This window comes from Eionea flava, from assembly GCF_055393785.1.
Genome location: NZ_AP036018.1, coordinates 429,333 through 444,629 on the forward strand (window position 1 = coordinate 429,333; position 15,297 = coordinate 444,629).

At 44.1% G+C, this 15,297-nt stretch carries 14 protein-coding genes; 3 read left to right on the forward strand and 11 right to left on the reverse strand.

The features are described from left to right. The first annotated feature begins 6 nt into the window (after positions 1-6). Positions 7-1,338 carry a cytochrome P450 gene (locus ACZ5O6_RS01930; RefSeq protein WP_447092250.1) on the forward strand — a complete coding sequence of 444 codons (1,332 nt, stop codon included), beginning with the start codon at positions 7-9 and terminating at the stop codon, positions 1,336-1,338. Between the two features lie 104 nt (positions 1,339-1,442). Next, the gene (locus ACZ5O6_RS01935; protein WP_447092251.1) at positions 1,443-2,213 is read left to right on the forward strand and encodes an FkbM family methyltransferase; all 771 of its coding nucleotides are present in this window, start codon (positions 1,443-1,445) and stop codon (positions 2,211-2,213) included. Between the two features lie 57 nt (positions 2,214-2,270). Here the strand turns inward: ACZ5O6_RS01935 and panB are convergent, their stop codons facing one another. The 9 genes from panB to dksA form a co-directional block, all read right to left on the reverse strand. Further along, positions 2,271-3,080 (reverse strand): 3-methyl-2-oxobutanoate hydroxymethyltransferase, encoded by an 810-nt coding sequence (panB, locus tag ACZ5O6_RS01940; protein WP_447092252.1) that lies wholly within the window; start codon positions 3,078-3,080, stop codon positions 2,271-2,273. Positions 3,081-3,095: 15 nt separating this feature from the next. Continuing rightward, complete coding sequence (locus ACZ5O6_RS01945) at positions 3,096-3,779, reverse strand: deoxynucleoside kinase (protein WP_447092253.1); 684 nt, start codon at positions 3,777-3,779, stop codon at positions 3,096-3,098. Then, positions 3,776-4,327: a 2-amino-4-hydroxy-6-hydroxymethyldihydropteridine diphosphokinase gene (gene folK / locus ACZ5O6_RS01950; protein ID WP_447092254.1), complete on the reverse strand. Its 552-nt coding sequence runs from the start codon at positions 4,325-4,327 to the stop codon at positions 3,776-3,778. The genes ACZ5O6_RS01945 and folK overlap by 4 nt, the downstream gene beginning before the upstream one ends. Positions 4,328-4,337: 10 nt before the next feature. Beyond that, positions 4,338-5,627 (reverse strand): polynucleotide adenylyltransferase PcnB, encoded by a 1,290-nt coding sequence (gene pcnB / locus ACZ5O6_RS01955; protein WP_447092255.1) that lies wholly within the window; start codon positions 5,625-5,627, stop codon positions 4,338-4,340. A 706-nt stretch (positions 5,628-6,333) separates the two neighbouring features. Next, complete coding sequence (locus ACZ5O6_RS01960) at positions 6,334-7,749, reverse strand: sigma-54-dependent transcriptional regulator (protein WP_447092256.1); 1,416 nt, start codon at positions 7,747-7,749, stop codon at positions 6,334-6,336. A gap of 79 nt (positions 7,750-7,828) precedes the next feature. Next, positions 7,829-10,855 (reverse strand): ATP-binding protein, encoded by a 3,027-nt coding sequence (locus ACZ5O6_RS01965; protein WP_447092257.1) that lies wholly within the window; start codon positions 10,853-10,855, stop codon positions 7,829-7,831. After that, positions 10,852-11,022 (reverse strand): hypothetical protein, encoded by a 171-nt coding sequence (locus ACZ5O6_RS01970; RefSeq protein WP_447092258.1) that lies wholly within the window; start codon positions 11,020-11,022, stop codon positions 10,852-10,854. The genes ACZ5O6_RS01965 and ACZ5O6_RS01970 overlap by 4 nt, the downstream gene beginning before the upstream one ends. A 184-nt stretch (positions 11,023-11,206) precedes the next feature. Next, the gene (gluQRS, locus tag ACZ5O6_RS01975; RefSeq protein WP_447092259.1) at positions 11,207-12,160 is read right to left on the reverse strand and encodes a tRNA glutamyl-Q(34) synthetase GluQRS; all 954 of its coding nucleotides are present in this window, start codon (positions 12,158-12,160) and stop codon (positions 11,207-11,209) included. 204 nt (positions 12,161-12,364) lie between these two features. After that, positions 12,365-12,802 (reverse strand): RNA polymerase-binding protein DksA, encoded by a 438-nt coding sequence (gene dksA / locus ACZ5O6_RS01980; RefSeq protein ID WP_447092260.1) that lies wholly within the window; start codon positions 12,800-12,802, stop codon positions 12,365-12,367. A gap of 278 nt (positions 12,803-13,080) precedes the next feature. On the opposite strand from dksA, the gene sfsA reads away from it, so the two are divergent. Continuing rightward, positions 13,081-13,794, forward strand: coding sequence for a DNA/RNA nuclease SfsA (sfsA, locus tag ACZ5O6_RS01985; protein WP_447092261.1), 714 nt, complete (start codon positions 13,081-13,083; stop codon positions 13,792-13,794). Between the two features lie 59 nt (positions 13,795-13,853). Here the strand turns inward: sfsA and htpX are convergent, their stop codons facing one another. Further along, positions 13,854-14,741, reverse strand: a complete 888-nt coding sequence (htpX, locus tag ACZ5O6_RS01990) for a protease HtpX (RefSeq protein WP_447092262.1) — start codon at positions 14,739-14,741, stop codon at positions 13,854-13,856. Positions 14,742-14,851: 110 nt separating this feature from the next. Beyond that, on the reverse strand, positions 14,852-15,130 hold the full coding sequence (locus tag ACZ5O6_RS01995; protein WP_447092263.1) for a TfoX/Sxy family protein: 279 nt from the start codon (positions 15,128-15,130) through the stop codon (positions 14,852-14,854). Positions 15,131-15,297 lie beyond the last annotated feature (167 nt).

The following is a 15,297-nucleotide window of genomic DNA, read 5'->3' on the forward strand; positions in this document are numbered from 1 at the left end:
ATAGGCATGACAAAAGATTACCTAAAAGAATACGATGCAGCAGCAGAGGCGGATAAATACCCTCTCGTCCAGCAATGGATGAAAAAAGAGCCGTTGCCATTTTTTAAACAGTTGCGAGAAGAGCGGCCAATTTTAGTCACACCAGAATGCACATTGTTAGCCTTATTTACTGACGTGCGTGACTGTTTGCAGATGCCAAAAATTTTTACCGTTGATTTGTATAAACCCAAAATGGGAGTGACGGATACCGAAGAAGGTTATTTGATGGCGCATGATGACGATGCGCTACATTATCGTGAAAAATCGATTATGCAGGGCATGCTAAACCGTGATGACTTACCTGCGGTACGCGAAGGTATTAAAAAGTCGGCTGAAAAAATTCTTGATAATGCTAATGGTCAGTTAGATATTGTCGATAATTATTGTCGTATGGTGCCTGCCATCATGGTGCAAGAGTACTTCGGGCTTGATGGGATTGATCCTAAAAAGTTATTGAAATGGTCATTTTGGAATCAATACAACACCTTCCATAATCAGCCATTTGATCTTAACTCAAAGGAAAAATATGGCCATATTGTGAAAGAACACGCGAAGTGTTCTGAAGAGTTAGTCGAATATATTACTGTGTTAATGGTGCGTAAATTACTCACGGTAAAAATCAAAGATCGTATTTTTGGCGCAGGTATTAAATTGCGTAACCTCTTGCGCGCACTGAGTAAGAAAAACCCCATCTTACCCAAAGATGATATTGTTAAACGTATGTTACGCACCAGTTTTGCTGATCACGTTAATTTTCCGCTGACGCGTATAGGAACTAACGCAGGCGGCTTGTTGATTGGTGCAGTAGAGACTACATCGCAGGCGGTCGCACAAGTGATTCAATACTTTATCGATCGACCTGAGTTGTTGGTAAAAGCTAAAGCAGCATCACGACAAGAAGATACGTCGGCGATTGATGCTTTAGTCTGGGAAGCGCTCCGCTTTGTACCTATAAGCCCCTATATGTTTCGACAGGCAAGCCAAGATTATACGATTGCGAAAGGCACTGACAGAGAAACGACAATCCCCAAAGGCACTAATGTACTCACATTAACGCAGTCCGCTATGTTTGATAATTATGCCAATGAAAACCCTGATGAATTTAATCCTGATCGTAATTGGTATCACAACTTTAACTACGGCTTTGCGTCTCATGACTGTTTAGGCAAGTACGTGGGAATGGCTATGATTCCTGAAATGGTGCGGCAAGTTTTGTTAAGGGATGATATTCAAGCCGTGTCGGAGATGGATTATGAGGAAGGCCCATTTCCTGAAAAATATGAGCTGTCTTGGTCTTGACCGTATAGCATTGCCATTACACGATTTAAAAAATCCCCGCTATTCATTTATCGGGGATTTTTTTTGTCCGTTATACAAAGCTTACCTTTCTTGCGCATGTCATAATGTTCCCACTAACGGTAAAAGGAGAATGTCTCATTAAAATCCAAAATTTTACTACGATTGAATCGACTTACGGGCGCTTTATTGTCAACCGCCATTGTGCCTATCAAGCCGATGTTTTAATCAAAACGGGCAAGCCGCATATTCAACCGGAACTAGATAAAATACTGGGTATTGTCAGTACATTGCCTGAAGAGAGTGTGGTGCTTGATGCGGGAGCAAATATTGGTCTAGTCACAATTCCAGTCGCGCAGTTGTTGACTAAAAAAGGGGGGGTTGTTCACGCTTTTGAACCGCAAAGAATGATGTCCTATGCGTTGTGCGGTGCGCTGGCACTCAACGACTTAGAAAATGTCGAGGTTTATCACCAAGCGGTGGGCGAGAACAATGGAACACTTACTGCCGACCACGTAGATTATAGTCAGCCACAAGACTTCGGTTTGTTCAGTTTAGCTGACCAGAATCAGAGTGAGCAGCACGCACATGCAGTCTCCGTAGTAACGATCGATTCACTTGGCTTGCCGCGTTTAGACTTTCTTAAAATAGATGTCGAAGGAATGGAAGTTGACGTATTGAGGGGCGGCCGAGAAGCTATCGAGAGTCATTTACCGTGGTGCTGGGTGGAATACTGGAAGGGTGATATAGAAAGCATCAAAGCGCAGTTTAAAGACTTGGATTATACCTTTTATATGATGGATCAGCTGAATATGCTGTGTGCCCCCAATAAGCGTATGACTGATTCTGCTATTACAATTAACGCAAAAACCATGTGAGTGAGCAGAGGGTGTGAGTTATTTTTTTGCCTTAATCTGTAAACAAATGGTTAGATGCTAGAAGCTGTGTTCGTCCGATGGAAATTGTCCGCTTTTAACTTGTTTATCGAATGCTTGGAATGCTGCAGCGATAGAACCCGCTTCTGCTAGAAAGTTTTTTGAGAATTTTGGCGGCTTCTCGGTTAATCCGATCAAGTCATTAATAACAAGTACTTGGGCATCGGTACCATTGCCTGCCCCAATACCGATGGTCGGTATGCTCAGCGATTGTGTCATGTTTGTTGCAAGTGTTGCTGGTACACATTCCAGTACGAGCAAGTCAGCACCTGCTGCTTCTAGAGCATTGGCGTCATCAATAATCGCTTTTCCCTGTTGCTCATCTCTTCCTTGGACTTTGTAGCCTCCTAGTTTATTGACGGACTGTGGTGTTAATCCTAAATGGGCACAAACGGGAATGCCTTGTTCGCTGAGACGGCTAATTGTGTCTCCTAACCAAGCACCGCCTTCTAGTTTTACCATGTGCGCACCTGCCTGCATTAGCAGGGCAGCATTGCTCATGGCCGCTTCTGGGGTGCTGTAAGACATAAACGGCATATCAGCGATAATCAGTGAAAAAGCATTGTTACGTGCAACCGCTGCGGTGTGGTAAAGCATATGCTCCATAGTGACGGGTAATGTACTGCTGTGCCCTTGTACGGTCATGCCTAAGCTGTCACCCACTAAGACGGTCGCGATGCCTTGTTGAGCCGCAAGAGCGGAAGACGGTGCATCATAAAGAGAAATACACGAAAACCGACGCTGCTCACTTTTATAATTGCGTAGCGTGTTAATGGTGACAGGTTGTGCGTGTGTATTGGTATAGGCCATAACAGTGTTGCTTTATCAAAGTAAGGTGGATGTAGGGTTAAAATAATGCCGCCCTTGTTTAATGGTAAGAATGTACTCTACCAATTGGTTGTAACTGTCGTCATTGTTGACCCAATCAATTTCATTGGCATTGACAATCAATAAGGGTGATTGTTCGTAAAAATGAAAAAAACGGGTATATGCATCGTTCAGTGTTTCTAGATAACCATTATCGATCGATCGTTCGGCTTGAATACCACGATTTTTAATACGCGCTAGCAACGTGTTGACGGGCGCTTGTAAATAAACCACTAGGTCAGGTTTAGGTGCATCAATGGTTAGTTGGTTATAGACCTGTTGATAGATGGCCAATTCATCTTTATCAAGAGTCACTTCGGCAAATAGAGGATCTTTGTCGATAAGAAAATCAGAGACACGCACGGGTTGAAATATATCGGATTGACGAAGTTCTTGTATTTGTTGTGCGCGTTGAAATAAAAAAAATAACTGGGTAGGTAATGCGTTATTTAGGCGGTCTTGATAGAAGCGCTCAAGAAATGGATTTTCTTCCGCTTTTTCTAGTAAAACATCATAATTAAAGGTGGCGGCTAAGCGTTTTGCTAGTGTTGTTTTGCCTGCGCCAATCGCACCCTCCACAGCAATGAACCGAGGTAGTTCGCTACGTTGCTGTGCAGTAAATCCACTGGTTTGTTCGTTCACGATAATGGCTCATTATTCGATGGAGTATGAGGTAATGATTCGCCGACGATAGATGCGTGGGGTTCAATACGATGTAAATCGGTCATTGGCATATGCTGAAGAGCATCGCGCAATGTGTCACCGTTAGGGAATATTAATTCTGGGTTGAGATCAAATAATGGGTATAGCACAAAGTTTCTATTTTTAATTTCTGGATGCGGGACTTGCAGCGTGTCATCTTGTACGGTTAGGTTATTGTAGAGCAATAAATCAAGGTCTAGTGTGCGTGCGCCCCATCGTATATCCCGTTGTCGCCCGTGCGTGTTCTCGATCGTTTGTAACAGTTTTAATAGTGCATGAGGTGATTGTTGGGTTTTACAGCGTATAGCGGCATTCACATAATCGGGTTGCTCGCCTGGACCAACGGCTTTACTTGCATAATAAAAAGAGCACTGAACATCACTAAGAGTGCTGGTATTACGCAAAACTGAGATAGCGCTATCAATTTGTGTCAGGGGCTTATTTAAGTTGCTGCCAAGCCCAATGTAAGCAATAGAATGATGAGTCAAAATAAGCCTGCTATGAAGGTGAGGTGGTCTTTTTCTTGCGGCGACGAGGTTGGCGTTGAGCGGGTTGTAATTCGTCGACCATGGCTTCGCGCACATCCTCTGGCGCTTCTTGATACCGTGTCCACCAATGACCTAGGCCATTCAGTTTTTCACCGGCGGTTTCGCGCATAAGTAAAAAGTCATACCCTGCTCGGAACTTAGGGTGCTCAAGTAGTTTATCGGCTTTCTTGCCTGTGCGTAGTGCAAGTCTCCATTGCAGTTCCCATATTTGTCGCATGGGGATTGTAAACCGCTTGGGTATGGCTACGGTTGTAAGCTGTTGAGCGATAACCGCATCAGCAGCTTGATGGACTGCGGCAATAATGGGTACGCCTTCTTCAACGAGTCTGTGTTGTTCATAAATAAAGGCAGGCCAGAGTAGTGCGCCATAAATAAATGCGGGCGTCACGCGCTTGTCACTGCGAATGCGCTTGTCGGTGTTAATCATGACTGCATCAATCAAGGCACCAAAGAATGGACTCTTATCCAATACCGCCATGGTTCCCGGAAATAGTGTATCGAGTAGTCGATAATCACGCAGTAGCGCGTAGGTCGCTGTTGCTGAGCCATTTAAAAATAGCTTCAGTATTTCGTCAAATAATCGCGCAGGTGGAACATGGGTGAGTAGATGACCATTATCGATAATGGGTTCGGCCGTTTTTTCTTCAATGCTAAAACCGAGCTTGGCTGAAAACCGTACGGCTCTTAATAGCCTGACGGGGTCTTCTTTGTAGCGGGTTAATGGGTCGCCAATGATACGCAATTCGCGTTTATCAATATCGTCTATACCGCGGGTGTAGTCATAAATCGATTCGTTTTCGGGAGAATAGTAGAGCGCATTAGCAGTAAAGTCTCGACGAATAGCATCACTGTGCATATCGCCATAGACATTATCGCGCAGTAGCTGGCCTGTATTTGACTCAACTTGTTGTGTTGAGTTACTGGCTTGCCCGCGAAATGTGGTGACTTCTATAATCTCACGGCCAAATCTTACGTGAACAATACGAAAGCGCCGGCCGATAATACGAGCATTGCGAAACACTTGTTTGACTTGTTCTGGTGTCGCATCAGTGGAGACATCAAAATCTTTGGGCTGACAGCCAAGTAAGCCATCACGAATACTGCCCCCTACAAGATAGGCTTGAAAGCCTGCTCTACTGAGTCCCTCAATCACTTTTATAGCACATGGACTGATGCTGTTATGATCAAATCGATGTTTTGTGGATGGGACAATTATTGGCTGCGTGGCATTTTTAGCCATAAACATAGTGCTCTCGGTGTAATGAATATACACCTAATGTGTATTTTTGATGAGAAGTGCGAATTGGCAGTAATTCTACCATGAAGCATTGTTCAGCATGAAGCGTTCGGTTAATTAGATCGGGACGTAGGAGGTGATAATTGAGCGTTGAGCCTGCGCATAGCAAAACGGCAGCCTCCCAAGGGAGCCTGCCGTTTTTTGTCGAACTCGGTTTCTATGTTTTTGTAACAAATTCCGTTACTAATTTATTATTTTTATTCTATGGCTTCCTTGCTCAGCATTAGCAGTAAACACTGCTTTCTCCTCTTTTTGGTCGTTTTAAAACACTTTCTTATTATTATTTATTGTTATTATTGTTAATGCTTTTTTTATTATTCTTTATTGTTGTTATTATGCGATTACATATAGCATTTGGTGTGCCATGTTTTAAAAATTGTTTTAAATCAATCGTTTGTATTTTTTCGGCTTATATTATGAAGAAAGTGTATAAGCAAAGTGTTACTTTTTTACACTCAGTTATGCGCATAAAGTAACGTTTTGCTTTTTGCGGTAACACTTTTTGTGTTTTTTTGTGCCAGCCTGTCAAGGCGTGTGTTTAACAATACGTTGTCTATTGGGTGAGTATTTTTAAATAATGGGCTGCGCGGCTTGTTATGAGAGTAAGCCCTAAGCGGGAAAGAGGGGGGCTTGAGGGTTGTGTATTGGTCTAATTCTTTTGACGGGGAATGCCCAGTTTTTGTCGCCTTTCCCAGAGGCACTTTCGGCTTATCCCCAACTTCTTCGCGAGTTCGGTTTCATTCATTGCATCTTGGTTGTCTAAGACGACTCGCTGGAAATAGTCTTCCAATGACAAATCTTCTTCAGGTAGGCTAGAGTTTTGCGGCTGTTTGGCCACTCTTTTCGTTGGGACTGCCTGCTGAGGTTGGGTGACTGATAGGTCGAGCAGTCGCTCATCAATTTCTTGTTGGCTTTCACAAAGAATGACCGCTCGTTGTATGGTATTTTCTAACTCGCGTACATTGCCTGGCCAAGGATGCTGAATGATTCGCTGTTTGGCTTTAGCGGATAAGCGCAAAGGTGTTTTGTTGTTGGATTCGCAATAACGGCTAACGAGTGACTCGGCCAATAAAATAATATCTTCTTCTCTATCGCGCAGCGGGGGAATTTGAAGATTAATCACATTGAGGCGAAAAAATAAATCTTCTCGAAATACACCTTCTTGGCAGCGCTGTTGTAAGTTTCTATGAGTGGCGGCAAGTAAGCGTACATTGACCTTTTGCGTTTTTGTGGAACCCACGGGTCTGACTTCACCCTCCTGTAGTACACGAAGTAAGCGAGCCTGTGCTTCTAGCGGTAGTTCGCCAATTTCGTCGAGGAATAAAGTGCCGCCGTCGGCCGAAACAATGAGGCCGTCGCGTTGTGCATTCGCCCCAGTAAATGCGCCTTTTTCATGCCCGAAAAGTTCTGATTCAATAAGTGTTTCGGGGATAGCTGCGCAGTTAATTGAGATAAGCGTATTTTTTGCGCGTGTGCTGGATGAATGAATGGCTTTTGCAACGAGTTCTTTGCCTGTGCCAGTTTCGCCTTCGATAAGTATTGTTGCACTGGTAGGAGCCACTTTCTGAATTTGGTGAAAGAGGTCTAGCATCATGGGGGATGAGCCAATCATCGGTTTATTACCGTCGATGCTCCCTAAGTTTTGTAAGTCTCCAATCGAATTAGGGTGATTGACTAAGGGGGTGTTATTTGTCGTGGTTTGGTTATTTTTCTCTTCTTTTTCTCTCAGAATGCGCGCAACGGTTTCGATCATTTCATCGTGGTCGAAGGGTTTGGCAATATAATCCACAGCGCCCATACGCATAGCATCTACTGCAGAGCGCAAGCTGGCGTAACTGGTCATAATAAGGACAGATGTGTGGTTTGCCAGTGTAATTAATTCGGTGCCGGGTGCGCCGGGTAAGCGTAAATCACTAATAATAAGATCAAAATCATTCACATCATAAGAGTGTGAAGCTTCGCTCACTGACTCTGCTTCGCTTACGCGATAGTTATGACGTTCTAATAGTTTTCGCAATGCCATGCGAATAATCGATTCATCTTCAACAATCAGGATTCGGTACATGGTTGTGTAATAACACCTTAGCTATGACGAGTCGTTAATGCAGTCAATTCAGGCAACAAAGAGAGGCATCTATGATGACTTAATGCGCCTGCTCATTGTTGGGAGGTGTAGTGTGCAGTGGCTGACTCAGAGTTTCAAGTGCTTCATCAAGTAGTGGTAATTTAATCGTAAAGCAGGTGCCTCCCAGGCGTGTGACAGGGCTGGTAATATCCATTTGCCCTTCATGCTCTCCAATAATGCTAAAAACGACCGAGAGCCCAAGCCCTGTGCCTTTGCCCGCTTCTTTTGTGGTGAAGAATGGGTCCATAATTTGCTGAATATGGTCTTGCTCTATGCCAGAGCCTTCATCAATGACATCGATATGAACAAATGGAGATTTTAGTGTGGTTTGGAGTGTGATGGTGCTGTAATCGGGGCTGGCATCATTGGCATTACTTAGTAGATTAATAAAGACTTGGATAATACGTTGGGTGTCGCCTAGCACAAAGATGGCTTCATCACATAGGTTGCGGTATTCAATTTGCTTGCGTTCTTTTTGCATTGACAGCAGGTGAATAGCTTCGTCAGCGCACCGGTGAATGGATACTTTATGAAAATCTTTCTGTGATGATTGTCCAGTATGCGCAAAAGTGACCAAGGACTGAACAATACGTGTGATTCTATCTGTTTGCGATAGTATGGCTTGCGCGGTTTCTTCTCGCCCTTCAGCATCATCTTCATATTTTAGGTTTTGTGCTAAGCAAGCAATGCCTGTTACCGGGTTGCCAATTTCATGAGCCACCCCTGCAGCCAGTCGGCCGATAGAAGCAAGGCGGGTGTTGTGAGTGAGCTGTTGTTCTAACTGATGCCGCTCGGTAATGTCCTCGATAAGGACGACCTGCCCCTCGGTGCGTGATCCCCAAGACTCTTGAACGGCTGACTTGTGTAGGCGGTACCAGTGACTGCCTTGAGGGTTTTCGTGAAGGTTGCTGGGGGTGCCATTGGTTTCTGCATCTGTGTGGGTTTCTGCACTATTGGCAAATTGATGAATAAGCTGGCCCCAAGGTTTAGGGAGGTCGTTGAGATTGGAGCCGGTCACGTCGCGACCATCAATGCCGGTGATATCACCCATGGCATGGTTCCATAAAAGAATTTCGTCATCCATACCTAATGAGCAAATGGCAATGGGTAATTCCTGTAGTGTGTTGCGATGGTATAACCGTAGTTGATTGACGTCGGCTGTTAATCCATGAATGTTATCCCCCATGCGTTCTAGGCGGTTTTCCATCAGGTTAATGTCGAGCACTTCTCCGTGTTGTGGCGAGGTATAGGGGAAATGGTGATCCATCATTTCGACAGCGACACTCTGTCCCATTAGCGAGGCTAGGTTAGCTTGGATGCGTGTGCGCAATCGGCGTAAGGCATAAGGGCGTGTTTCGTCATGTGTGAGCTGTAAAAAATCGAGTGCACGTTGCACTTCGCGTTCAGCAGCGCTAGCGCCAATACTGTCTTCTAAACCATCAATAAAATCTTTGACGGATGAGATATTTAAGCTGCGTCTAAAGGGCCGGCTGAGCTCATCTTCTGCGCAGAGTTCCGCATGGTAATGTTCCTCATCACTCATTGTGGTAAAGCGTGAGACGAGCGCAAAAATAATCAAATTGCTAGCAAGACTAATAATCGTAATATTTTCCCAATAGTACACCCCGTAGCCAATACTGATATCGACAATAGGCAGTGTGAAGGTGTTTTGCCCCGTTAGCATGGGGGTGACAAAGCTAAATGCCCATACAGCGGTGCCCGCCAATATACCGGCGTAAAAGCCATGGCGATTGGCGGAAGGGAAATAGGTGATGGCGACAACACCAGGTAAAAACTGTAAGGCTTGAATAAATGTGACGAGTGCAAGGTCAACCAGTGTTAAGCGGTAATCTAATAATTGATAGGCGCCATAGCCAAGCATGGCGATAGAAAGAATGAGCCCGCGTTGCAGCCAACGAAGCTGTGCGTAAATATCCCCTTCTTTTTTTAGTTTAAATAATGGCAAAACCCAGTGATTCGCAATCATTCGTGATAGCGATAATATGGCAACGATCAATGCGCCTGATGCGGCTGAGACTCCGCCAATATAGGCGATCATGGTGAGTGTGGCTGACTGTGAAGCCATGGGTACTACTAGGGTAAAGTAACTCGCTTGGTAGGGAACTTCGAGTTTAAAGCCTGCCCATAAAATAGGGAAAACAGGAATAGCCACAATGAACAGCATTAATGGAAAAGCCCATGTCACGGTGCGGCTTATCTGCTTGGTGGCCATGTTGATATTACTCATATGAAAAATATGAGGCATAACAATACTGGATGCTAAAAATACCAGTAATAAGGTATGGGAAGAGGATTGTTTATCTGGGTTATGTAGGTTGTTTAGGTGTTCTGGGTGTTCGGCTAGCCATTGGTCTAGCCCTCCAAATCCGCCGAACACACCAAATACCGCAAATAATCCGACTAACAGCATAGCCAATATTTTTATAAGCGATTCAAAAGCCATTGTGGTAATTAGACTGCTGTACTGACGGTAGCTAGCGCCAAAAATCATACAAAAAGAGGCAATCAGTAAGCAGTAGAAAAAAGCAGTGATATCGCGTTGCTGAATCCATGCTTTAAAGTTGGAAGTGCGCAACGAAGTGTTGCTGGTGAGAATTTGCAGTGTATCGGCAATCGCCTGAATTTGAATGACCAGTAATGGCAAAATAGCGAGTAGCATACATAGCGTTGCTAGACTGCCCGCGGTTTGGCTGCTGTAACGAAAAACTAATAAATCTGCAATGGAGCGTAACTGGAATCGCTGACACAGCTCAGCCAGTGGCGCTTGGATCATTGGAGCGAATAAGAAAAATGCACCAATACCCATGTAGTAGGCGAGAGCACCATAACCGAAACGATTGGCGAGATCGATAACGCCGTAAAATGACCAAGCGCTAAAAAAAATGCCTAAAGATAATACGTAAGTAATCGGGTGGCGGGTAATACGCGTCGGAATCCACTGTCGGTTGGTCGCATAGGCAATGCCAAAAAGTATGGCAACGTATACAACACCGAGTAAAACAATATTTTCTAATTCAAAGCTCATGGCGTTTTGCTAAACCGGTGCATGGAAAAAGCAATAGCAATAATCATTAGCCAAATAATAAAAGGCCGGTACCATGCGCCGTTGGAGGAAATCATCCAATTAAAGAGCGTGGGTGTGAATATATAAGCGACGAGTAAAATGAGTAGCAGTAATCGATGGTTAGACATATTGTCTTCTCAGTGTGCGAACCTGCAACGCAACGCGTTGCCTGAGCCGGTATTGTTATAGTGGGATAATACGGTTATCTGCCGTCATGCACAATGTTGCTTAGAATGTTGCATAGTATGAGCCAGGGTGGTCGGTTCATAAACCCCTTCATGTCTTGGTATGCAATTGTATATCGAGTCAGCACTAGCCTGAGACGGTAATAGTGGGTACAGATGGAATAAGAGATCGCTGCCATTGTGTCGTTGCCCACTGTAGTAAGGCGTCTATTGCCCCTTGTTTTTTTATGCTTTCGATAGGGGGGTGGCCTAAAAATAGCAATGCTTGGCAGAGGTTATTAAACGCGTATTGGCTATTAAGCGCAGTGGCCTGATTTTGTTTGCTTAGCTTTCTCCCATCGCTAATCACGGCAATAGGTATGTGCCCATATGTTGGCAGTGTAGATTGTGTTGCTTCGCCTTGGTGACGACAATGATTGAGCAGCAGCCATAGGTAGCGCTGACGAGACGTAGATGAAAGTAAGTCTGACCCACGCACCACATGGGTAATACCTTGGGCGATATCATCGACAACAACCGCGAGTTGATAAGCGATTAATCCATCTTTACGCCGCAAAATAAAATCGCCGCTCTCTGTTGCTATCGGTTGTTGTTGGTGTCCTTGGAATAGGTCAGTAAATTGCTCACTTTCACACTGTTCAGAGGAAGCTAGCTGGTCAGTCTTTAGTCTTATAGAGTTGTTCTGGGTTTGTTGGTACTTACACTTTTCTGTATTTTCTCTCTTCGCTAAGGTTCGGCAATGGCCGTCATAGATGCCTTGGATCTGCTTTAGGCGCTGTCGATTACAATAGCATGGGTAGGTGTAAGTACTTACTTTTTTAAGGTGTTCTGAATAGCTTGTTTGACGCTGGCTTTGTATCATTAGCTCGCCATCCCAATGTAAGCCGTGAGCGACCAAGCAAGAAAGAATATCTTCTTTGGCGCCTTCGACTGTTCTAGGTGTGTCAATATCTTCGATACGTACCAACCATTGCCCATGATGATGTTTGGCATCTAAATAGCTAGCTAAAGCGGTGACAAGAGAGCCAAAATGTAATGGGCCTGAAGGTGATGGAGCAAAGCGGCCTACATAAGGTGACATGATAGATTCAAGAGCTCCTTAAATACCGATAGAAAGTAGTCAGTGGTATAGCTGTCATCTTGTGGTAATTGGTGTGTTTAGGTGTAGTTTGATATGTAGTTTGTCGTATCTTAGGCTAGAGGTGGTGCTGAGTAAGAAGGTGTTAGCCTAAAACAACAAACGAGCCATAAGGCTCGTTTGAAAGGTTTTCATTATGTCTTTCGCTTAAATGCCGACTTGCTTTTCTTTGATTTCGGCTAGGGTTTTACAATCGACACACTGTGTTGCGGTTGGTCGTGCTTCTAAACGACGTATACCAATCTCAACGCCACATGATTCACAAAAGCCGTAATCATCGGCATCAATTTGCTCAATGGTTTTGTCGATTTTTTTGATGAGTTTACGCTCGCGATCACGAGTGCGTAGTTCAAGGCTGAACTCTTCTTCTTGACTGGCGCGATCAGCAGGGTCTGGAAAGTTAGAGGCTTCATCTTGCATATGGCTTACTGTACGGTCAACCTCTTCCATAAGCTCAGTTTTCCATGCTTGGAGTAGGTTTTTAAAATGCTCTAATTGCTTTTCGTTCATGTATTCTTCGCCCTTCTTCTCCTTGTAGGGCTCAAAACCATGTAACGTTAAGGTATTATCATTATTTGTTGGCATCGCAAATTATCTCTTTAAACGCTATATACTAGGTCTGTGCTTATATACTGCTACAAACTAGACCGCCGGTAATTTGACCGCGCAAACTATCAGATTGTCTGCTAGAGCGCTAGTCATTTTTTGTTAGTTTCCTAATATTAGGGCGGCACTGTAGAAAAACAATGGTGTTTTTAAGGTTGTTTGTCCATGATAAATGGTCTTTTTATAGCCAATAGCTGTATTGCTATAGACATTTAATGGATTACACCGCTGGTGTGATAAAACGCTTTAGAGGATTCATGCACTTTTCACCACCGTTGCAGCCTGCTGTTTTACTTTCTCGCTATAAGCGCTTTTTGGCTGATATAGCATTGCCGGATGGCCAAGTAACAACAATTCACTGCCCTAATACGGGAGCTATGACTCGTTGTATCGTAGAAGGTAGCCCCTGTTGGTATTCTGTATCAGATAATCCTAAGCGAAAATATCCTTTTACCTTGGAAATAGTGACCACGCCAAATAAAGGCCTGGCTTGTATTCACTCGGCGCGCGCTAATGCGCTGGTTGAAGAAGCGTTAGTGAAAGGCGTGATCAGCGAGCTTAAAGACTATGATGCGATTGATCGAGAAGTCAGGTATGGCGATGAAAATAGTCGAGTGGATTTTCTCCTACGTAGTGACCGCCGCGATTTGGTTGACTGCTATGTTGAAGTCAAAAGTGTCACATTAGGAATGGAGGGTGGGCTAGGGTTATTTCCCGATGCGGTGAGTCAGCGTGGCGCGAAGCATTTACGTGAGTTAATGGTAATGGTATCTAGAGGTTACCGTGCGGCGCTCCTCTTTTGTGTGCAGCACACAGGTATTAGTTACGTATCGCCTGCTGACGCTATTGATTCTCATTATGGCACTTTGTTACGAGATGCCGTGCAAGCTGGGGTAGAGGTGTTGGTTTATCGTGCAGAAATTAATCCTGAGCGTATTCAGTTAGCGGCGCCTTTACCATTAATTTTGTAAGTGCCACTCTTTCATAGCATGAAGAGTGGCATGTGTTGCCCTTGCTGCAAGGGTTAACGTTAGTTTACTGTTTGTAGTGCGCGAATACGTTCCTCTAGAGGTGGGTGAGTCATAAATAGTTTGCCCATGCTTTTCTTGAAACCGCTGCTAATACCAAAAGCTTGGAAAGTGTCGGGCATAGAGCTGGGAACTTGTGCTTTCTGTTCGCTAAGTAAGCGGTTGAGTGCGCCAATCATCGATGATTTATCCGCTAAACGTGCACCGGCTTCATCGGCTCTAAACTCCCGGTAGCGTGAAAATTTCATCACAATAATACTAGCGAGCACGGCAAGTACCATTTCAGCCACAAATGTGGCGATATAAAAGCCAATGCCATGGCCGCGTTCGTTTTTTAAAATAACACGGTCAACAAAATGGCCAAATATACGCGCGAAGAACATCACGAAAGTGTTGACCACACCTTGGATTAAGCTCAGTGTGATCATATCGCCATTGGCGACATGACCAATCTCATGTGCCATAACAGCGCGCACTTCATCACGGCTAAAACGTTGTAATAGCCCTTCGCTTACCGCCACCAAGGCTTTGTTTTTATTCCAACCCGTTGCAAAAGCATTAGATTCCGGTGCGGGAAATATGCCAACCTCCGGCATGCCAATGTTGGCTTTTTGGGCAAGTTCAGCCACGGTGTCCACTAACCACTTTTCTTGGGCAGTGCTGGCGTGCTCAATAATACGGGTGCCCGTTGAGCGCTTTGCCATCCATTTAGAGATGAAGAGAGAGATGAGTGATCCACTAAAACCAAAAACAGCACAGAATATTAAAAGGCTTGTCAGGTTGAGTTCGCTACCTTGAAGGTAGTGATCTACGCCAAGTAGATTTAAGGTAATGCTGGCAATAAAGAGTACTGCCAGATTAGTGAGTAAAAAAAGACCGATACGTAACATGCCAAACTACCTATACAAAAAGTGTTTATCAATAAATAACACCAACAATAATGTATCCGATTTATTGAAAATCAATGACAGTAAGGTAAATATGGTAAATTTTGAGTGCCTTAAGTGGGCGTGGCCTCAGCATCGCTTACTTGGTTAAGCAATGCTTCCTTTAAGTGGGGGGCGAGTTTATTCCAGTGCACGTCCATTAATGCACCTTCTAGTGCATAGAGCATAACTTTGGATACGTGGATATTACGTTTTTTGATGCGTAGATAGGTTTCCACCGATCCTACATTCTTTAAGTCTTCGTAACTGTTAATGCCGACGGCGTGTAAAATATTGATAGATGCAGTGCCTAAGTTTTTACGCTCGGCCAAATCGCTTACGTCTTTGCTCATGGTTAATTGATTTATTGTTATTATTTGATGGATGATGCGTAACTTTATGTTTATTGCTAAACCGTGATTGTGATACGCTTTTTATCGTTACTTTATTTTTATTTACATAATAAGTATATATTTGATCATAATGCTAATTGCTGATTTATTCCAGTAAATAAACTGAG

Coding starts and splice junctions, on each gene's coding strand:
- ACZ5O6_RS01930 (WP_447092250.1), top strand. CDS start 7: ATGACAAAAGATTACCTAAAAGAATACGATGCAGCAGCAGAGGCGGAT.
- ACZ5O6_RS01935 (WP_447092251.1), top strand. CDS start 1,443: ATGTTCCCACTAACGGTAAAAGGAGAATGTCTCATTAAAATCCAAAAT.
- panB (WP_447092252.1), bottom strand. CDS start 3,080: ATGGCCTATACCAATACACACGCACAACCTGTCACCATTAACACGCTA.
- pcnB (WP_447092255.1), bottom strand. CDS start 5,627: ATGGCTAAAAATGCCACGCAGCCAATAATTGTCCCATCCACAAAACAT.
- ACZ5O6_RS01960 (WP_447092256.1), bottom strand. CDS start 7,749: ATGTACCGAATCCTGATTGTTGAAGATGAATCGATTATTCGCATGGCA.
- ACZ5O6_RS01965 (WP_447092257.1), bottom strand. CDS start 10,855: ATGAGCTTTGAATTAGAAAATATTGTTTTACTCGGTGTTGTATACGTT.
- ACZ5O6_RS01970 (WP_447092258.1), bottom strand. CDS start 11,022: ATGTCTAACCATCGATTACTGCTACTCATTTTACTCGTCGCTTATATA.
- gluQRS (WP_447092259.1), bottom strand. CDS start 12,160: ATGTCACCTTATGTAGGCCGCTTTGCTCCATCACCTTCAGGCCCATTA.
- dksA (WP_447092260.1), bottom strand. CDS start 12,802: ATGCCAACAAATAATGATAATACCTTAACGTTACATGGTTTTGAGCCC.
- sfsA (WP_447092261.1), top strand. CDS start 13,081: ATGCACTTTTCACCACCGTTGCAGCCTGCTGTTTTACTTTCTCGCTAT.
- htpX (WP_447092262.1), bottom strand. CDS start 14,741: ATGTTACGTATCGGTCTTTTTTTACTCACTAATCTGGCAGTACTCTTT.
- ACZ5O6_RS01995 (WP_447092263.1), bottom strand. CDS start 15,130: ATGAGCAAAGACGTAAGCGATTTGGCCGAGCGTAAAAACTTAGGCACT.